Source organism: Nisaea sediminum (genome assembly GCF_014904705.1).
GTDB lineage: Bacteria > Pseudomonadota > Alphaproteobacteria > Thalassobaculales > Thalassobaculaceae > Nisaea > Nisaea sediminum.
On record NZ_JACZCQ010000011.1, the window covers coordinates 47,740 to 67,171 of the forward strand.

Sequence of the window (19,432 nt, forward strand, 5' to 3'; positions counted from 1 at the left end):
GTTGACCCGCTCAGTGTCCGTCTTTGCCGGCATCATCGTCCGCCGGCGGTATGCCATGTAGATGGAGTGGACTGGCGAGATATCTAGAGAGCGCAAACCGGGTCAGTACCCCGATGACCGCCGCAACTGGCACCGCGATCAGCACGCCGAGGAAGCCGAAGAGCGCACCGCCAGCAAGCAGAGCGAACATCACCCAGACGGGGTGGAGGCCGACGGCGTCGCCGACGAGGTTGGGGGTGAGGAAATTGCCCTCGATCGCCTGCCCCAAAACGAAGACGCCCGCGACGATGGCAACCGGTGTCAGACTGTCGAACTGCAGGGCCGCGAGGCCGATGCTCAAAAGCCCGCCGAAAATCGATCCGACGAACGGAACGAAGGAGATCAGTCCGGCGAAGAGACCGATGATCACGCCGAAATCGAGCCCCGCAACCGTCAGGCCGACCGCATAGAAGCCACCGAGGATCAGGCAAACCGATCCCTGCCCCCGCACAAAGGAGGCCAGCGTCCGGTCGATGATGCTTGCCTGCTCCCGGATCGTTCCCGCCTGCGCCCGCGGCAGCCAGCCGTCGACCGCTGCCACGATGTGATCCCAGTCCCGGAGCAGATAGAACGCGACGATCGGGGTGATCACCAGAAGCGACAGCAGATTGGCGACCGCGGCGCCGCCGCTGAGCACCTGCCCGGCGACCGTGAGCATCCACTTCCCCGCCTGGGCCGCGATCGCGGGCAGATCGAGGCTATCGGCCCCGCCATTGCCGAGCCAGGCTCGCGCCATATTGAGCAGCGGCTCCGTCGTGACGGAGAGCCGCTCGATATAGTTCGGAAGGGTCTTCGCGAGTTGCATCGCCTGTGCCTGGATCAGCGGGATCAGCAGAAGCAGCAGTCCGGTCCCGGCGAAAAAGAAGCCAAGCAGGACGACGGCGGTACCGGCCGTCCGCGACATCTTCAGCCGCTCGCATCGGTCCACCAGAGGATCCAGAAAATATGCGATCGCCATACCGGCCGCGAACGGCACCAGCACGCTCTTCAGAAAGTAAATCGCCAGCAGAAAAGCGGCGAGCAAGCCGGCCCAGAAGGTGAGCCGTTCACGCTGGGTCATGACGCGTTCCGATGCGGCTGGGGGAACAACCAGGCGTGTGACACGGCATCACTGCACCAGAGGCGGGAGAATGAGCGGCTGCGCCGGAGCGGGCGCCGGCTCGGGGGACGGCGGCAGAACCGGCTGCAGTTGCGGCGCCGGGCGGTATCTTTCCGGCAACTCCGTGCCTTCCTTGTAGAGAATCCAATTACCGCCCATTTCCTCGAGCACGAGGCCTCTCTGTTTCAGGGCAAGAGCAAGCTGGTCCGCGTCGCCATTGATCCAGACGTCGATCAGGGCTTCCGTGCGGGATATCCGGAGCATCTCCCGACGCGAGATCGAGGAGACGCCGTCCAGTCCCTTGCGGACCTCCAGCCAGTAGTCGAAAGACGGCACCGGAACCAGCACCGTCACCCGTGTCTCGAGCCCCGGACTGATGAGGTTCTCGGTTTTCCAGGCTTCCTGAATTTCCGACGCGGCAGCCTTCGCGGCGGCCGCAAGAAGATCCGAGCCGGCCGCACCCGCGTCCGGCGCCACGGTGCGGATCAGCGACTGCCCGTCGGCGACGCCGCCGACATAGATCAGATTAAGCTCCACCGCCTGCGTGCCGGCATCGGTGGTCACGGTCCTCGCATTGGCGATCACGGCCTGCGCAGCACCGTAGCGTGCCCCGATGGTCTGGATTGCTTCCCGGTCGACGAGAACCGCCTGCACCGCCGAAATGTCCCTGATGTCGGCGAGATCGCCGTAGGGGACGGTGATCGGCACCAGACCGTCTCCCGCACCCCGTTCGAGCCAGGCGGCGAGCCAGGGGCTTTCCTCTTCCCAGAGCAGCGGCTTGCGGCCGTCGTTATAGACCGGAAGGATCAATACAGGACGCGAGGCGACCTCCGCATAGGCAATGCCCCGCGCGTTGAAAAACTGCCGCACGGCGAGCGGATTGAAGCGGAAATTGAGCGATCCGAGATAGCGCACGTCCGACGTGCGCTCCCGCGCGACCTCATAGCCCACCGTGAGTCCGACAAGCTCCTCGTCCGACAGGGCCGGAATCTGGGCCGCATTGCTTTTCGGAACGAGGCGATCCAAAAGCCGCCGCCAGGCGTCCCGGCGGCCCTGAACGATCGCCTTCGCCTGGGCGTCGGCGGCGGTCGCGGCCTGGACGTCGACGGCGACAGCGCGCACTTCGAACACCCTGTCCTCGTCCGACTGCGCCCGTGCTCCGGACACGGCGCCGCTCACCAGAAGCGCTGCCAACGCCAGCATGCCGATACATCGCCGCGCGGCCCCGCCCGTCCCCGCCGGAAGCCGGCGCCAGTGCATATTCGTGATCAGCTCAAACATCCCTGAACTCTCTGGCCTGCAGCCAAATCCGCTTGCGGTCCAAGCGCCCCCGTCATAAACCCTCACCCGGGCAGAAAAATGGCACCCGGCACTGCCCGAGTCTTATACCGGATGGCTGAGGAGGAGACCATAACAGGCCTCGACAGATCCAACCGCCCCCTGACCTACAAGGACGCGGGCGTCGATATCGATGCGGCGGACCGGCTCATCGACTTCATAAAACCGCTGACCAAATCCACGCGACGGCCCGGCGCGGACGGTTCCATCGGCGGATTCGGCGGCGTGTTCGATCCGAAAGCCGCCGGCTTCAAGGACCCGGTCTTCGTCGCCGCGACCGACGGGGTCGGAACGAAACTGCGTCTCGCCATCGATACCGGGATCCATTCCGGCGTCGGAATCGACCTCGTCGCCATGTGCGTGAACGATCTGGTCGTACAGGGCGCAGAGCCGCTGTTCTTCCTCGATTACTACGCCACCGGCAAACTCGATGTGGAAGCCGCGCGTGCCGTGGTCGCCGGCATCGCCGAAGGCTGCCGCGAGTCCGGCTGCGCGCTGATCGGCGGCGAGACCGCCGAGATGCCCGGCATGTATGAGGACGGCGATTTCGATCTCGCCGGATTCGCCGTCGGCGCCGCCGAACGCGAGAACCTGATCCTGGAGCCGCGCGCGGAAGCGGGCGACATCATGCTCGGCCTCGCCTCCTCCGGCGTTCATTCGAACGGCTTCTCTCTGGTGCGCCGCATCGTCGATCGCTCCGGCCTTGCATGGTCGGACCCGGCGCCCTTCGACAGGACGCGCTCGCTCGGCGAAGCGCTGCTGACGCCGACACGGATCTATGTGAAATCCTGCCTCGCGGCCCTCAAGGCCGGTGGTGTCACGGGATTCGCCCATATCACCGGCGGCGGTCTGCTTGAAAACCCGCCGCGCTCCTATGCCGAGACCATCGCGGCCGAGATCGACGTGACGGCCTGGGAACTGCCGCCGGTCTTCCGCTGGCTGGCCGAGACCGGCGGCGTCCCCGCCGCGGAGCTCGCCCGGACCTTCAATTGCGGGATCGGCATGACCATCACCGTTTCGCCGGACAAGGTCGAAGCGGTGACAGAGGCCCTGACCTCCTCCGGAGAGACCGTCTACCGCATCGGGCAACTGGTCGAGCGGGCGGAAGGGACGCCGCCCGTTGCGATCACCGGACTGGGAACCTGGCCCGCGTGAGCAAGGCCAGGCTCAGGGTCGGCGTTCTCGTATCCGGCAGCGGCAGCAACCTGCAGGCGTTGATCGATTCCTGCGCCGCCCCGGACCATCCGGCGGAGATCGTCACGGTGATCTCCAACCGGCCGGGGGTGAAGGCGCTCGACCGGGCGAAGAAGGCCGGCATCGAGGCGGTGACCGTCGATCACAAGGCCTATCCCGACCGGGAGAGCTTCGACGCGGAAATGCAGCGCGCGCTTGATGCCGCCGGGGTAGAGTTCATCTGCCTCGCCGGCTTCATGCGCCTGCTGACGACCGGGTTCGTCGAGCACTGGTCCCGGCGGATGATCAATATCCACCCCTCCCTGCTGCCCTCCTTCAAGGGCCTGAACGTGCAGCAGCGGGCGATCGATGCCGGCGCGCGCTTCTCCGGCTGCACCGTGCATTTCGTGACCCCGGAAATGGATGTCGGACCGATCATCCAGCAGGCGGTGGTGCCGATCCATCAGGACGACAGCGCCGAGAGCCTTGCGGCGCGCATTCTGGAGCAGGAGCACCGGATCTATCCGGCCAGCCTGCGTTGGATCGCGGAAGGCCGGATCCGCATCGAAGGCGAACGGGTGCTGCTCGACAGTGCCACACATCCGGACACATCACTGCTCAATCCGGCACCCGAGGCCACAAGATAGGGCCTTGGCGCTCACGGCGCGGTGATTTATACAAATTTCTGAACAATCGAACCGGGCCACGTGCCCGGCCGGTATCCTAGCGGAGGTAACATGGCTGGAAGCAACGCGCAGTCCGATGGCGACTACGTCGAACACAAGCAGAATTACGCAGGTTTCATCACCCTGCTGAAATGGTCGACCGTCAGCGTCGTCATTCTGCTGATCCTGATGGCGGCCTTCCTCGTCTGAGGAACCTTCCTGACGAAGCAAAAAGGGCCGGTCGAACTGACCGGCCCTTTTCGTTTGCCCGATATCAGGATCAGCCGACGATTTCGTTGCCGCTGAAGAACTGGGCGATCTCGACCGCGGCCGTTTCCGCGGCATCGGAACCGTGCACGGTGTTCTCGCCGATGGACTTCGCATAGGCCTTGCGGATGGTGCCCTCGGCGGCTTCCGCCGGGTTGGTCGCGCCCATCACCTCACGATACTTGGCAATCGCGTTCTCGCCTTCGAGAACCTGCACGACGACCGGACCGGAGGTCATGAATTCGACCAGCTCGCCGAAGAACGGACGCGCGCTGTGCACGGCGTAGAAGGTCTCGGCCTGGGCCTGGGTCATCTGGATCCGCTTCTGCGCGACGATGCGCAGGCCGGCTTCTTCGATCATTTTGTTCACGCCGCCGGTCAGGTTCCGCTCGGTGGCGTCCGGCTTGATGATGGAGAAAGTGCGCTGAATGGCCATCGTGTCTCTCTTCTGGTTCCGCCGGGAGGCCGGAGCCGCCCGCGAGATGCGATTGAATAAGCTAAACGGGCGCAAAGGCGCCCGGCGCGCGCCTTATAGCGGGCGCGACGGAACGGGGCAAGCCGGGCGATGGCGCGCCTTGCCCCGGAAATGCAGATTATTTGCGGCGTTTCGCGACCGCGCGCTCGATACGCTCCAGCGCTTCGGTGAGGATCGAACGCGGGCAGGCGATGTTGATGCGCTCGAAGCCCTCGCCTTCGGACCCGAAGACATAGCCCTCGTCGAAGAGGACCTTCACTTCCTCGTGCATCATTGCTTCCAGCTCGAGCTTGTCGAGCCCGAGGCCACGGCAGTCGAGCCAGACCAGATAGGTGCCTTCCGGGTGGATCACCTTGATCTCCGGAATGCGCTCGGCGACGAAGCTTTCCAGAAAGTTCGCGTTCCCGCTCAGGTAATCGAGCACCTGGGAAAGCCATTCCTCGCCCTCGTTGTAGGCGGCCTTGGTCGCCTCCAGGCCGAAGGTATTCATGCCGCCGATACCCGAGGCCCCGATCTCCTTCACCAGCGCTTTGCGGTGCGCCTCGTTCGAGACGATCATGTTGGAGGTATGCAGGCCGGCGAGGTTGAAGGTCTTGGACGGCGCGGTGCAGACAATCGAATTGTCCATGAACTCGCGGCCGAGCTTGCCGTACGGGACGAATGTCGAACCGTTCAGCATCAGGTCGCCATGAATCTCGTCGGCGATGACGACGACGCCATGCTTGTTGCAGATCTCGCCGAGACGCCGCAGTTCCTCTTCCGTCCAGACCCTGCCGACCGGATTGTGCGGGCTGCAGAGGATCAGCAGCTTCGTTTTCGGATCTGCCGCCTTCGCCTCCAGATCGGCGAAATCCATGCGGTAGACGCCGTTCTCCATCATCAGTGAGTTGGAGACGACTTCGCGGCCGTTATTCTCGATCGCATATGTGAAGGGATAATAGACCGGGCGTTGGATCAGCACCTTGTCACCCGGTTCGCTGAGCGCGCGGACCAGCAGGTTCAGGGCCGGCACGACGCCCGGTGTGTTGACGATCCAGTCGGGGTCGATCTTCCAGCCGTGCCGGCGCTCCATCCAGCCGGTCACCGCCTCGTTGTAATCCGGGGTGCGAACGACATAGCCGAAGATCGGATGATCGATACGCTTGCGCATGGCATCGAGGATCGGCTGGGCAACCTGGAAGTCCATGTCGGCAACCCACATCGGCAAGGTGCGGTCGTCCCCGAGGGAGGGGTCGGTGCCCTCCCAGAGCTCGCGCTTGTCGCCGCGCCAGTAGATCTGCCACTTGACGGAATGGGTACCGGTCCGCCGGATTTCCTGATCGAAATTGTATTTCACCTGTTGCTCCAGGGGTTTCTGGTTGTCGTTCCCGCCGGCGGTCAGCCGGCCTTTTCCCATCCACCGGCATCCGTCTGCCGCCAGTAGGCAAGCGTGTGGCCGGAATCCTTGTAGTTCTTCCATCGGGCCCGCGCCGCCGCGACCGCTTCGTTGTTCCGGCCGTCGAACAGCTCGAACACGCGCTCGAAATCGCCGATATGGCCCGAGGTCGCACCGTCCGTCAGGAAGAGGAACCTGGCGCCGTTCGGATTTTCGTCCTCGACGGTGAGCCAGACCGGCTGGTCCTCGGCATGGCCGTCCTTCTCGCTGCCGTGCGGCAGCCAGCTGTCCGGATCGTAGGACCAGAGATGGGCGTTCAGATCGGCGACCCTCTCCTCGCTCGACGCCATCACGACCACACGCGCCTCTGCCTGAAGCGACTTTTCGAGCAGCTTCGGCAGAGCCCATTCAAGGGGGCGCGCGGTCAAATGGTAGAAGTTGATGTCCGTCATCAGAGGAGTGTCGAAGCCGTCAGGCCTCGTAGTTCGCCCGCACCATCTCGTCCAGGAGACGGACGCCCCAGCCAGTGCCGCCTTTCGGCACCGTCGGGGCATCTTTCGAGGACCAGGCCATGCCCGCTATATCCATGTGAACCCAGGGCATATCATTGACGAAACGCTCGAGGAAACAGGCGGCGGTGATGCTGCCGCCCCAGCGCGCGCCGGCGTTCTTCACGTCGGCGATGTCGCTGTCCATCATCTTGTTGTATTCCTCGCCGAGCGGCATCCGCCAGATCTTCTCGCCCGACGCCTTCGCGGCCGCCTCGAGCTTCGAGACCAGATCGTCATTGTTCGAGAAATAGCCGCAATTGACCTGGCCGAGCGCGACCATCATCGCGCCGGTCAGCGTGGCGAGATCCAGCATGAACTGCGGCTTGAAGCGGTCCTGCGTGTACCAGAGCGCGTCGGCCAGCACGAGACGGCCTTCGGCGTCGGTATTGATGATCTCGATGGTCTGGCCGGACATGGAGGTCACCACGTCGCCCGGACGCTGGGCGTTGCCGTCCGGCATGTTCTCGACCAGGCCTACGACGCCGATCACGTTCGCCTTCGCCTTGCGGCCGGCAAGCGCCTTCATCAGGCCGACAACGGTGGCCGAGCCGCCCATGTCCCACTTCATGTCTTCCATGCCGCCGGCCGGTTTCAGCGAGATGCCGCCAGTATCGAAGCAGACGCCCTTGCCGACAAACGCGATCGGCTGCTGCTTCTTCGGACCGCCGTCCCAGCGCATGATCACGAGACGACTTTCGCGTTCGGAGCCCTGACCGACGCCGAGCAGCGCACCCATGCCGAGCTTGCTCATCTGCTTTTCGTCCAGGACCTCGACCTTGACGCCGAGCTCCTTCAGTTCCTCGCAGCGCTTGGCGTAGGAGACCGGATAGAGGACGTTCGGCGGCTCGCTGACGAGATCGCGGGCGAGGAACACACCTTCGGCGATCGCTTCAAGCGCTTCGGCTGCTTTTTTCGCCTCGGCGGCCTGATTGGTCAGCACCGTCAGCTTCTGCAGGACCGGCTTGTCTTCCTTCTTCAGCTTGGTCTTGTACTTGTCGAACCTGTAGGTCCGCAGCAGGCCGCCGAAAGCGAGGCGGGCGGCACGGTCCGCAGCCTTGTCGTCGGCTTTGCCGTCCGCGGTGTGCGGCTCGAACAGCACCGACACTTCCTTGTCGCCGGCGGAAAGAATCGCCCCGACGATGGCGCCGCCGGCATTTTCGCACCAGAGCTCGTCGATGTCGGTTCCGTCGCCGAGACCGTACAGCAGAACAGTACCGTTCTCTCCGAAGACGGAAAGGGTCTGCTTCGCCTTGCCGGTGAATTTGTTGGCCTTCATCGCGCGGGACAGAAGCCCGCCGAGCTGCTCGTCGAGCTCCGCGCCGAGCGGCAGGAGCTTTCCGCCGTCCATCACTCCGACGACGACGGCGCCCTTTTTCGGCAGTGCCAGTTTCTGAAACCCGATCTTCATTCCGATTCTCTCCCGGCCAGGTCAGCGTCCCGAACAGTGCCCTCCGGTCTCCGACCGGGGCATAAGGTCGCCGCAATCACAATGTCGCCGCGAAACCTTGCATGCTTGGGAACAAGCCTGTGCTGCTTCACATCCTGAATAAGTTGGTGATTGGAAACACTTGAAACATCGCTATCATGCGCCTTTAAACGCGGGTTGTGCAAGGACCCGCCGGAGCGGCTCCGGCCAAACGGAACAATCCAGTCGAACGGGACCATGAGGATCGACCGCTACGTCATTCGCCAGATTTTGGCCGCGATGATCATCGTGGTAGTGTCGCTGACCTGCGTCATCTGGCTGAGCCAGTCCCTGCGCTTCATCGACATGATCGTGAACCGCGGACTGCCGCTCGCGACCTTCATCTATTTCACCGTCCTGCTGATGCCGACCTGGCTGTCGCTTGTGTTGCCGATCGCCTGTTTCGCGGCGACCATGTTCGTCTACAGCCGGATGTCGAGCGATCGCGAGCTCGTTGTCCTGACCGCATCCGGCCTCGGTCCGATAGGGCTCGCCCGCCCGGCCCTGATCGTGGCGCTCGGCGTGACCCTGCTCGGCTACCTGCTCAGTCTCTATCTCGTCCCCGTCTCCTATCGCGGCTTTAAGGAGCTGCAGTTCCAAATCCGGCACAATTACACCAACGTGCTGTTGCGCGAGGGCGTCTTCAATTCGATGGGAGACGACGTGACGGTCTTCGTACGGGCACGGCAGCCGAGCGGAGAGCTGTCGGGGATCATCGTCCAGGACGACCGCGAGAGTGACGAGTCGGTGACTCTGCTGGCAGAAAGCGGAGCCCTGATCCTCGACGAAACCAGCCCGAAGGTCCTGATGGTCAACGGCAACCGGCAGGCTCGAAACAACGAAACCGGCCGCATCAGCATCCTCTATTTCGATCGCTACACGGTCGATCTCGGCGGCTTGCAGGAGGCCGTGCAGCGGACCACGCGCGATCAGAACGAACTTTTTATCGACGAACTCCTGAATCCGACTGAACAGGTCACGCAGCCGAGGAATTTCGGCAAATACATGGCCGAGGGCCACAGCCGGCTGGTAACGCCGCTGCTTGGCCTCGCCCTCCCGCTGATCGGCCTCGTCGTCGTGCTCCGCGGAGAATTCAGCCGCCGCGGACGGAGCAGCCGGCTGGTGGCCGCCGTGCTCCTCGTCGGTCTCGTCCAGGCCGCGGTTCTCGGTTCGAAATACGTTGCGGCGAAAGAGCTCGGTCTGATGCCGATGATGTATGCCTCTGCCATCGGCCCGATCCTGCTTTGCCTCCTCCTGCTGACACGACAGAAGATGCGGCGCCCGAAACCCGGCAGCCTGCCGGCCGAGGGGACGCCGGCATGAAGCTTTCCGGAACTCTCTCGCTCTATTTCGGAAAGCAGTTCCTGCTCTGGGTGCTCGGCACTTTCCTCGCGATCATGGCCATCGTATTCCTGCTCGATTCCATCGAACTGCTGCGCCGGGGGGCCGACAGGGAGGACGCAACGCTCAGCCTGATGCTGCAGATGGCGGCATTGAAAGCACCGCAGATGGGCCAGACCATCCTGCCTTTCGCGACCCTGTTCGGTGCCATGCTGGCCTTCACCCGCATGACCCGGACGAACGAACTGGTCGTGGCCCGCGCCGCCGGTGTCTCTGTCTGGCAGTTCCTGCTGCCAGCCCTGACCATCGCCTTCCTCGTCGGCATCTTCAAGATCGCGGTCTTCAACCCCGTCGCCTCGGTGATGACGGCGAAATACGAAGCCCTGGAAAACCGCGTGTTGCGCGACAAGGGCAATTTCCTTGCGCTGACCGACGGCGGGCTCTGGCTCCGGGAGCAGACGAGCACCGGTCACTTCGTGCTGCACGCCACCGGCGTTGCGGCCGACGGCGCGAGCCTCTCGGGTCTCACCGTCCTCTTCTTCCTCGGCGAGGACCGCTTCGAAGCCCGCGTCGACGCCGAGGAGGCCATGTTGCGGTCCGGCTTCTGGGAGATGCAGAACGCCGTGCTCACGACAAAGAACGCAATTCCCGAAGTCCGAGCGATCTATCGTTTGCCCACGGCCCTCACCCTCGACAACATTCAGGACAGTTTCTCGCCGCCCGAGACCATGTCCTTCTGGGAGCTGCCGAAATTCATCGCCATTCTGGAAAGCGCAGGATTCTCGGCAGTCCGGCACAGACTCTACTGGCACGCGCTGCTGGCCTCTCCGCTGCTGCTCTGCGCGATGGTCCTGATCGCGGCCACCTTCTCCCTCCGGCTCACGCGGCGCGGTGGAACTCTGGTCTGGGTCAGCGCCGGCCTGTTCTCGGGATTCTTCCTCTATTTCACGTCCGACCTCGTCTTCGCGCTCGGCCTCTCGGCCCGTATTCCAGAGGTACTCGCCGCCTGGACACCGGCGACCGTTACGGCACTGCTCGGATGTGCCAGCCTGCTGCATCTTGAGGATGGCTAACCGATGAAATCAGGTCGCAATTCATGGATGCGGGCAGAAGGCCGGCAAGCGGGGACAGCCAGGAAAGGCCTGATAGCCCTGGCGGCGGCAATTGTCTGCCTGTTGATCACCGCCGGTCCCTCCGACGCCCAGGAACGCGGGATCAACGACGAGCCGGTCCTGATGGTCGCGGACCAGCTGGTACACGACGAGACCCTGGGCACGATCACCGCCCGCGGCTCCGTGGAACTGTCCCAGGGCGAGCGCACGCTGCTGGCCGACAGCGTGACCTATAATCAGCGCGAAGATACCGTCATCGCCGCAGGCAATATTTCTCTGCTGGAACCCACCGGCGAAGTGATCTTCAGCGACTATGTCGAACTCCATAACGAGTTGAAAACCGGTTTCATCGACAATCTCCGCCTGCGCATGACCGACGGCTCGCGCCTCGCGGCAAATCGTGGCGTGCGGACCGAGGACAACCGGAAGATCCTGTCCCGCGCCGTCTTCACACCCTGCGAAAGCTGCAAGGAAGATCCGAGCCGTCCGCCGCTCTGGCAGCTGAAGGCCCGCAAGATCGTCCATGACGAGAAGGCCAAGGACATCATCTACAATGACGCGACGCTGGAGATGTTCGGGATCCCGGTTCTCTACACGCCCTACCTCTCCCACCCGGACCCGACCGTCGACCGGCGCAGCGGTTTCCTCGCGCCGACGATAGGATATTCCGACGAGCTCGGCGTCATCTACGGCCAGCCCTATTACCAGGTCATCGACGAGTCCCGCGACCTCGAGGTCATGCCGATCGTGTATTCCTCCGACGGCGGTATCCTCAAGGGCCGCTACCGGCAGCACTTCACGCAGGGCAAGATCGACTTCCAGGGCACCGCCGGCGTGCTCGACCAGCGCGAGAACGACCGCGAAACCGGCGACAAGGATTTCGAAGGCAGCATCGACCTGGAAGCCCGGTTCGATTTCGACCGCACCTGGCGCGGCGGATTGGATTTCGAGCAGGCGAGCGCGCGAACCTACTTGCGCCGCTACCGTCTCGACAGCCGGGAAGTGCTGACGACCCGGGCCTTCACGGAAGGCTTCCGCAACCGCAACTACGCTTCGGTCGAGGCCCTGAAGTTCCAGGGGCTGAATCCCGGAGATTCCCGGGATAAATCACCGACGGTCGCGCCGTTGATGGAGTACAGCTTCGTTGGCGAGCCGGACCGCGCCGGGGGCCGCTTCCAGCTCGACTCGTCGGTCATGTCGCTGACCCGCCAGACCGGGGCCGACAGCAAGAAAATCGCGGTACGAAGCGGCTGGTCCCTGCCCTACACCGCTCCCGCCGGCGACATCTATACACTCACCGCAACGCTCGATACCGACTACTTCCACAGCGACGGCCTGGAGAGCGGCAACAACGGAGACACCGGCCGGGTCTTTCCCCAACTTGGCCTGAACTGGCGCTATCCGTTCGCGCGCGCGGGAGAGAATTACCATCAGACGGTCGAGCCGATCGTGAACCTGGTCCTTGCCCCGGACTGGGGCAACCCGGACGAGATTTCCAACGAGGACAGCCAGTCCTTCCTCTTCGACGATACCAACCTGTTCCGAATGAACCGTTTTACCGGCAGCGATCGGGTGACCAGCGGCAGCCGTGTCGACTACGGTTTCAAGACCGGGGTCTATGGGAACGGCGGCGGGTCCTCCAGCCTGCTTTTCGGACAGAGCTTCCGGTTCTACGGGGACGGTCCCTTCGAGAAAGGGTCCGGATTGGAGGACGATCTCTCGGACTATGTCGGACGCGTCAGCGTCAGCCCGAAGGACAACCTCGATTTCCTCTTCCGTTTCCGGCTCGACAAGGACGATTTCAGCCCCCGGCGCAGCGAAATCGGGATGCGCTACTACCACCCGCGCTTTTCGCTTATCGCCGATTACGTGCTGCTCGACGATCAGACGAACTCGGACAACATCGCCGGAGCGACATCATTCCTCGAACGGGAACAGCTCGATCTCTCGGGAAGCGTCAACCTGAACGAGTTCTGGAGCGTCAACGGGAGGGTCGTTCAGGATTTCTCCGACGACGCAAACCGCACGCTGATCGCGTCGACAGGGCTGGTCTATTCCGATGAATGCTTCACTTTCGGCCTCGTCTATGAAAGAAGCGAGCTCGAAGATGACGACATTGAACCGGAGCAACGGGTCATGCTGCAGATCGCCTTCAAGCATCTCGGCGGATTTGCGAGCAACTAGCGGGCGAAGCTTTCAAGGCATATATCTAGGCTTATGGCGAGATCTCGATTGAGTTCCATCAAACTGCACTTCCCGGCCTTGCTGCGGGTCGTATTGGCCCTGTGCATCATGACGATCTGGTCGACCGGAACGTCCCACCGCGCGGCCGCGCAGAACGCTCTTCGCATCGCGGCCATCGTCAATGACGACGTCATCACGGTGCGCGATCTCGACGCCCGCGTGCGTATGGTGATCCTGTCCTCGAATCTGCCGCGCAACCAGCAGACCTACCAGCGCGTCTGGCCACAGGTTCTGCGCGGGCTCATCGACGAGCAGCTGAAACTCCAGGAAGCCGAACGGCTCTCGATAGAAGTCACCGATGACGACCTCAATCGTGCGAAGCGGAGCATGGAGCAGCGCAACAAGATGCAGCCGGGGAGCTTCGACCGCGAGCTCGAGAAGGAAGGCATCCCGCTGGAAACCGTGGTCCGCCAGATCCGCGCCGATATCGCGTGGGCGAAACTCGTCCGCCGCCGCTTCCAGAGCACCGTCGAGGTGACGATCGACGAGATCGACGATGCGCTGGACCGGCTGGAGCGAAACAAGGGCGCACCACAATACCGCCTCAGGGAAATCGTGATCGACACGGACGATCCGGCTGTGGACGAGCAGGAAATCGCAAAGCGTCTGGTCCAGCAGCTGCGTTCCGGCGCCCAGTTCGATGCCATTGCGCGCGAATTTTCCCAGGGGGCGACCGCGGCGACCGGCGGCGATATCGGCTGGACGACCAAGGAGCAGCTCAGTCCCGAAGTCGCCGAACTGGTTGACCGCATGCAGCCGGGCGACATCAGCGATCCGATCAAGACAATCTTCGGCTATCAGATCATCCAGCTGAGCGACCGGCAGATCCTCAGCGGTCCCGATCCGCTGAAATCCGAAGTCACCCTGAAGCAGGTCTTTCTCCCGGTGCCGCCCAACGCCGGAGCGGATGCCGAAAGCAGCCAGAAAAGCATCGCCTCGGCCGTGTCGGAAACGGCGCAGAGCTGTGAGGACATGGATGTTCTCGCATCGGAGCTGAACTCTCCGGCCGGAACCGACCTCGGTACCCTCAAGATCGGCGAGCTGTCCCCGCAGCTGCAAGAAGCCGTGACCGGCCTGAACGAGGGCGAACTGACGAAACCGATCCGCCTGCCTTCCGGATTCAGCACCATCATGGTCTGCAAGAAGGTCGAGCCCGAGAGCGACCTTCCCGGACGCGACGAGATCGCCGAGCGGCTGCGTGCGATCAAGTTCGAGACCTTCGCTCAGCGCTATCTGCGGGATATCCGCCGGGATGCCTTCATAGATACACGTATCTGAGGCGTGAGAGAGATGTCCGACAGCGCCGCCGCGCCCCTCGTCCTCACGCCGGGAGAGCCTGCCGGAGCGGGAGCCGAGATCGCTCTCAAGGCATGGGCCACGGCGCATGAGCGGCTTCCGCCGTTCTTCCTGCTGGAAGAGCCGGACCGTCTGGCTGCTCTCGCAATCCGGCTCGGCACCGGCACACCAATCATCGAGATCAGTGCCCCCGAAGCAGCCCGTGCGGCGTTCGACAACGGCCTTCCGGTCCTGCCGATTTCCTATGCCGCTCCGCCCGAAGCCGGCCGGCTCGATCCGGCAAACGGCCCTGCGGTGATTGACGCGATCGAACGCGCAGTCGGGATGACCACGGAAGGGCGCGCCGGTGCGGTCGTGACCCTGCCGATCCAGAAAAGCGTGCTGTACGAGGCGGGGTTCCGCTATCCCGGCCATACCGAGTTCCTCGCCGCCCTTGCGGGCCCCGAGATCACCCCTGTGATGATGCTGGCCGCCCCGGAGCTTCGGGTCGTGCCGGTCACCATCCACATACCTCTGAAGCGGGTGCCGGACGTGCTGACGACCGAGATGATCGTCACGAAGGCCCGGATCACCGCGGAGGCCCTGAAGCGGGACTTCGGCTGCGAGCGTCCGCGGCTCGCCATCGCCGGCCTCAACCCGCATGCCGGCGAAGACGGCACCATCGGCACCGAGGACCGGGACGTCGTCGCCCCCGCCGTTGCCGCGCTCCGCGCCGAGGGCATCGAAGCGGTCGGCCCGCTTTCCGCCGACACCATGTTCCACGCGGAAGCCCGCAAGACCTACGACGCGGCGATCTGCATGTATCACGACCAGGCGCTGATCCCGATCAAGACCGTCGATTTCTGGGGGGGCGTGAACGTGACCCTCGGCTTGCCCTTCATCCGGACCTCGCCGGATCATGGAACCGCGCTCGAGCTCGCCGGAACCGGAAAGGCCCATGCGGACAGTCTGATCGCCGCCCTCACCATGGCCGGCGAGATGGCAGAGGCGCGGGCCCGCGCATGACCGATCCGGTGATCCAGGCGATCGAGGCTCTTCCGCCGCTGCGCGACGTGATCGCCCGCTACCAGCTCTCGGCCAAGAAGTCCCTCGGCCAGAACTTCCTGTTCGATCTGAACCTGACACGGCGCATCGCCCGATCGGCGGGCAACCTCGCCAACGGAACCTGTATCGAGGTCGGGCCGGGCCCCGGCGGCCTGACCCGCGCCCTGCTGCTGGAAGGCGCCCGCAAGGTGATCGCCATCGAACGCGACCGCCGGGCGATCGAGGCCATTCAGGACCTTGTGGAGGCGGCGGACGGCCGGCTGGAGATCATCGAGGCTGACGCGCTCGATGTCGATCTCGCGAGCCTCGGGGAAGCCCCCCGGCGCGTGGTCGCGAACCTGCCCTACAATGTCGGCACGCCGATGCTGCTGTCCTGGCTGAAGCGGGCCGAGGCATTCGAGAGCTTCACACTGATGTTCCAGAAGGAAGTGGCCGAGCGGATCGCGGCCTCACCCGGAACCGAGCACTACGGCCGGCTCAGCATCGCGGCCCGCTGGCGGGCGGAGATCTTCCCGCTCTTCGACATCCCGCCGCGTGCCTTCACGCCGCCGCCGAAGGTCACCTCCCAGGTGATCCAGCTCCGCCCCCGCGCCGTCCCGCTTGCCGAAGCCGATCCGGACGTGCTGGAAAAAATCACCGCCGCCGCCTTCTCCCAGCGCCGCAAGATGCTGCGCGCCTCGCTGAAGAGTTTCGGCGGGGCCGAGTTCCTCGAAGCCGCCGCGATCGATCCGACGGCGCGGCCGGAAACGCTTTCCGTAGAGCAGTTCTGCGCCCTCGCGCGGGCAGCCGCACGAAAGTAGGCTTCCAAACGAAACGGGGCGGCTCACGCCGCCCCGCTCTCTCAAAACATCGCTTGGTCCCTCAGGACGGAATCAGCCGGTTCCACCAGCCGCCACGGCGCGGTTTGTCCTCGCTCGGCTTGTCGTCGACATTGACCACAGTCGCGCCCGCGCTTTCCGCGGGGCTGACCGGGGCCGGCTCCTCGACCTTGTCCGCACCGCTGCCGGACGATACCGGTTGCGGCGCGCTTTCGGCGGCCACTGCGGCTTCCGGCGCAGCCTCCTCGGACGGAGCCGCAGGCTCGGTGGTGGCGGTTTCCGGTTCGGCCTTGGGTTCGGTCTTCTTCGCACGGCTGCGGCGGCGCGGTTTCGGAGCAGGCTCCTCTTCCTTCGTTTCCGCACTGTCGGTAGCGGCGCCCGCCTCTTCGGTGGCCGGAGCTTCAGCATCGGCCTCGGCCGCCTTCTTGCGACGGGTCCGCGGCTTGCGCTTGGGCTTCGTTTCTTCCGCCTGGGTCTCTTCAGGCTGCTCTTCCGGAGCCGGAGCCGCCTCGGCGGTCACTGTCTCTTCCGCAGGCGCCGCGCTTTCACCGGAGTCATCGTCGGTTGCCGCAGCCTGATCGGCCGGCTGCTCGGCGCCGTCCGCATTATCCTGCGCAGTCGCACCTTCCTCGCCATTGCCGCGCCGCGAGCGACGCCGTCCGCCGCGCTTGCCGCGCCGGCGGCGCTTCTTGGCGCCGTCTTCGTCCTCGCCGCCTGCGGGAGCGTTCTCACCGCCAGCGGCCTCAGCCGCGGCGTCTTCACCGGCCTCGGCTTCCTCGGAGACGCTGTCACCCTGGTCCTGCTGCTCCGAGGCGCGCTTGTCACCGCCACGGCGGCGGCGGCGGCGGGAACGCTTGGAACGACGCTCGTCGTCCCGCTCCTCGGAGACCTCGTCCTCGTCCTCGTCATCGTGGACAACCGGTGCGGCCGTGATCGGCGCCGCGAGGTCGAGCTTTTCGCTGGCCGGTTTCGGGATCATCCGCTCGATCCGCATGTCCGGCGGAATCAGACTTTCGTCGGCCTCGAGGAAGACCCGGAAGCCGTAGCGCTGCTCGATCGCCGCCAGCGCGTCCCGCTTCTTGTTCAGAATGTAGAAACCGACCTCGGACGGCACGAAGACCGCGATCTCGTTCGATTTCTGCTTGATGCCCTCTTCCTCGATCGCGCGCAGGACATGCAGCGCCGTCGAGTCCGTCGATCGGACGCGGCCGCTTCCGCTGCACTGCGAGCAAACCTGGGTCGAGGCCTCGAACACGCTCGGACGCAGCCGCTGACGCGACAATTCCATCAGACCGAAATGACTGATCCGGCCGAGCTGGATGCGCGCCCGGTCATTCTTCATCGCCTCTTTCATGCGACGTTCGACGGCGTGCTGGTTGCGCGACTCGTCCATGTCGATGAAGTCGATGACGACCAGGCCCGCCATATCGCGCAGCCGGAGCTGGCGGGCGACCTCGTCGGCGGCCTCGAGGTTGGTCTTGAGCGCCGTTTCCTCGATATTCCGCTCGCGCGTGGCGCGGCCCGAGTTGACGTCGATGGCGACCAGCGCCTCGGTCTGGTTCATCACCAGATAGCCGCCGGACTTCAGCTGCACGACCGGATTGTGGATCGCGTCGAGCTGGCCTTCGATCTGGTAACGGTGGAACAGCGGAACCGTCTGTTCCTTGTAGGGCTGCACCCGCTTGGCATGGCTCGGCACCAGCGTGCGCATGAAGTCCTTGGCGATCCGATAGCCGTCCTCGCCCTCGACCAGCACTTCGCCGATGTCGCTCGTATAGAGATCACGGATCGAACGCTTGATCAGGTTCGCTTCCTCGTGGATCAGGCACGGGGCCGACGAGGTCAGCGTCTTCTCGCGGATCTGGCTCCAGAGCCGGAGCAGATATTCGTAATCGCGCTTGATCTCGGTCTTGGTCCGCTGGCTGCCAGCCGTGCGAACGATGACCGCCATGCCTTCCGGCACGTCCAGCCCCTCGACCACCTGCTTCAGGCGCTTGCGGTCGGCGATATTGGTGATCTTACGGGACACCCCTCCGCCCCGCGCCGTGTTCGGCATCAGCACGCAATAGCGGCCGGCGAGCGAGAGATATGTCGTGAGGGCCGCACCCTTGTTGCCTCGCTCCTCCTTGACGACCTGAACCAGCATGATCTGACGCCGGGTCACGACTTCCTGGATCTTGTAGCGCCGGGAGAGGTTCTTGCGCGGACGGTCGTCCTCGGCATCGTCGGTATCGTCGCCGCCGACGCTTTCCGGCGGCGGTGCCGGCGGAGCGTCTTCGTCATCGTCGTCGCCGGCTGCGTCGACCGGCATGTCCGGAACCTCGACCGCACTCTCTTCGGACGGATCCTCGGCAGGCGCGCCACCCTCCCGCTCCTCGGCAAGCAGGGCTTCACGGTCCTCTACCGGGATCCGGTAATAATCGGGATGGATTTCGCTGAAGGCCAGAAAACCGTGACGGTTTCCACCGTATTCAACGAAGGCTGCCTGCAGCGAAGGCTCTACCCGGGTAACCCGGGCGAGATAGATGTTTCCCTTAAGCTGCTTGCGGGACTCCGTCTCGAAGTCGAAGTCTTCGACACGATTGCCACTGAGAAGGACCACCCGGGTCTCTTCCTCTTGGGTGGCATCGATCAACATGCGTTTTGACATTAAAAGGTGACTCCTGGGCCACGCGGGTCGCGCGCCGCATCGCGAGATTCACTCTCCCGACCGATATCGGCGCCGCGTTCGCGGGCATGTTCTGTGAGGGCGAAACGTGCTGGGGAGCAAGTGAGGCTCCGGCATCGCGTTTCCGTTCGGTGGTCGAGATCCCGACCGTCCGGCCCAGTCCGTCATCCTCGCGCCCGCCGTCACCCGGCAATGCCGCAACGCGGCACCGAGAAGGAACGGACAGATTTGAGCGAGTGTGGGTCACGGTCGGAACAGGTCCCGTTGTGTAGAATAAGGCGCAATCCCGCGCCAAAAGGGGAGCCTCATCGCCGCGTTTCCGAAGTGTTTGAGGCGGAAATCCGCGCTGACCGCAACGGTCCAGCACACGCGTAACATAGTCACTTTGTATTTTCGGAACAATCATTTCCTGCAGGCACGGCAAAATTCATGTGACGCTCAAAAACCATGCTGCAATTGTCT

16 protein-coding genes are annotated in these 19,432 nt (G+C 64.1%); 9 read left to right on the forward strand and 7 right to left on the reverse strand.

All coding sequences use genetic code 11. From position 1 onward, the window contains the following. Positions 1 to 10: 10 nt before the first annotated feature. Both IG122_RS20460 and IG122_RS20465 read right to left on the reverse strand, forming a co-directional pair. The gene (locus IG122_RS20460) at positions 11 to 1,099 is read right to left on the reverse strand and encodes an AI-2E family transporter (RefSeq protein WP_193188109.1); all 1,089 of its coding nucleotides are present in this window, start codon (positions 1,097 to 1,099) and stop codon (positions 11 to 13) included. A gap of 48 nt (positions 1,100 to 1,147) precedes the next feature. Further along, a complete protein-coding gene (locus IG122_RS20465; RefSeq protein ID WP_193188111.1) occupies positions 1,148 to 2,419 on the reverse strand; it encodes a DUF2066 domain-containing protein in 1,272 nt (423 codons plus the stop codon). A 111-nt stretch (positions 2,420 to 2,530) separates the two neighbouring features. Here IG122_RS20465 and purM point away from each other — a divergent pair, with 111 nt between their 5' ends. From purM to IG122_RS20480, 3 genes are all read left to right on the forward strand, one after another. After that, positions 2,531 to 3,631 (forward strand): phosphoribosylformylglycinamidine cyclo-ligase, encoded by a 1,101-nt coding sequence (gene purM / locus IG122_RS20470; RefSeq protein WP_193188113.1) that lies wholly within the window; start codon positions 2,531 to 2,533, stop codon positions 3,629 to 3,631. Beyond that, entirely contained in the window at positions 3,628 to 4,296 is a 669-nt protein-coding gene (gene purN / locus IG122_RS20475; protein ID WP_193188114.1) for a phosphoribosylglycinamide formyltransferase, read from the forward strand. The genes purM and purN overlap by 4 nt, the downstream gene beginning before the upstream one ends. A gap of 90 nt (positions 4,297 to 4,386) precedes the next feature. Next, the gene (locus IG122_RS20480; protein WP_193188116.1) at positions 4,387 to 4,524 is read left to right on the forward strand and encodes an aa3-type cytochrome c oxidase subunit IV; all 138 of its coding nucleotides are present in this window, start codon (positions 4,387 to 4,389) and stop codon (positions 4,522 to 4,524) included. Positions 4,525 to 4,594: 70 nt separating this feature from the next. Here IG122_RS20480 and ndk read toward each other — a convergent pair whose 3' ends face one another. The 4 genes from ndk to IG122_RS20500 form a co-directional block, all read right to left on the reverse strand. Continuing rightward, positions 4,595 to 5,017: a nucleoside-diphosphate kinase gene (gene ndk / locus IG122_RS20485; RefSeq protein WP_193188119.1), complete on the reverse strand. Its 423-nt coding sequence runs from the start codon at positions 5,015 to 5,017 to the stop codon at positions 4,595 to 4,597. Between the two features lie 157 nt (positions 5,018 to 5,174). Then, complete coding sequence (locus IG122_RS20490) at positions 5,175 to 6,452, reverse strand: MalY/PatB family protein (protein ID WP_226893809.1); 1,278 nt, start codon at positions 6,450 to 6,452, stop codon at positions 5,175 to 5,177. Continuing rightward, positions 6,434 to 6,883, reverse strand: a complete 450-nt coding sequence (locus tag IG122_RS20495) for a DNA polymerase III subunit chi (RefSeq protein ID WP_193188122.1) — start codon at positions 6,881 to 6,883, stop codon at positions 6,434 to 6,436. The genes IG122_RS20490 and IG122_RS20495 overlap by 19 nt, the downstream gene beginning before the upstream one ends. Before the next feature lie 19 nt (positions 6,884 to 6,902). After that, positions 6,903 to 8,390 carry a leucyl aminopeptidase gene (locus IG122_RS20500; RefSeq protein ID WP_193188124.1) on the reverse strand — a complete coding sequence of 496 codons (1,488 nt, stop codon included), beginning with the start codon at positions 8,388 to 8,390 and terminating at the stop codon, positions 6,903 to 6,905. Between the two features lie 255 nt (positions 8,391 to 8,645). Here IG122_RS20500 and lptF point away from each other — a divergent pair, with 255 nt between their 5' ends. From lptF to rsmA, 6 genes are read left to right on the forward strand one after another with little or no spacing between them, the layout of a single operon-like run. After that, on the forward strand, positions 8,646 to 9,770 hold the full coding sequence (gene lptF / locus IG122_RS20505) for an LPS export ABC transporter permease LptF (RefSeq protein WP_193188126.1): 1,125 nt from the start codon (positions 8,646 to 8,648) through the stop codon (positions 9,768 to 9,770). After that, entirely contained in the window at positions 9,767 to 10,861 is a 1,095-nt protein-coding gene (lptG, locus tag IG122_RS20510; protein WP_193188128.1) for an LPS export ABC transporter permease LptG, read from the forward strand. The genes lptF and lptG overlap by 4 nt, the downstream gene beginning before the upstream one ends. A 3-nt stretch (positions 10,862 to 10,864) precedes the next feature. Further along, the gene (locus IG122_RS20515) at positions 10,865 to 13,084 is read left to right on the forward strand and encodes an LPS-assembly protein LptD (protein WP_193188130.1); all 2,220 of its coding nucleotides are present in this window, start codon (positions 10,865 to 10,867) and stop codon (positions 13,082 to 13,084) included. Positions 13,085 to 13,132: 48 nt separating this feature from the next. Beyond that, positions 13,133 to 14,422, forward strand: coding sequence for a peptidylprolyl isomerase (locus IG122_RS20520; protein WP_193188132.1), 1,290 nt, complete (start codon positions 13,133 to 13,135; stop codon positions 14,420 to 14,422). Between the two features lie 12 nt (positions 14,423 to 14,434). After that, positions 14,435 to 15,445 (forward strand): 4-hydroxythreonine-4-phosphate dehydrogenase PdxA, encoded by a 1,011-nt coding sequence (gene pdxA / locus IG122_RS20525; RefSeq protein WP_193188134.1) that lies wholly within the window; start codon positions 14,435 to 14,437, stop codon positions 15,443 to 15,445. Continuing rightward, the gene (gene rsmA / locus IG122_RS20530; RefSeq protein ID WP_193188136.1) at positions 15,442 to 16,284 is read left to right on the forward strand and encodes a 16S rRNA (adenine(1518)-N(6)/adenine(1519)-N(6))-dimethyltransferase RsmA; all 843 of its coding nucleotides are present in this window, start codon (positions 15,442 to 15,444) and stop codon (positions 16,282 to 16,284) included. Before pdxA ends, rsmA begins: the two co-directional genes overlap by 4 nt. A gap of 61 nt (positions 16,285 to 16,345) precedes the next feature. Here rsmA and IG122_RS20535 read toward each other — a convergent pair whose 3' ends face one another. Next, positions 16,346 to 18,952 carry an Rne/Rng family ribonuclease gene (locus tag IG122_RS20535; RefSeq protein ID WP_193188138.1) on the reverse strand — a complete coding sequence of 869 codons (2,607 nt, stop codon included), beginning with the start codon at positions 18,950 to 18,952 and terminating at the stop codon, positions 16,346 to 16,348. Positions 18,953 to 19,432 lie beyond the last annotated feature (480 nt).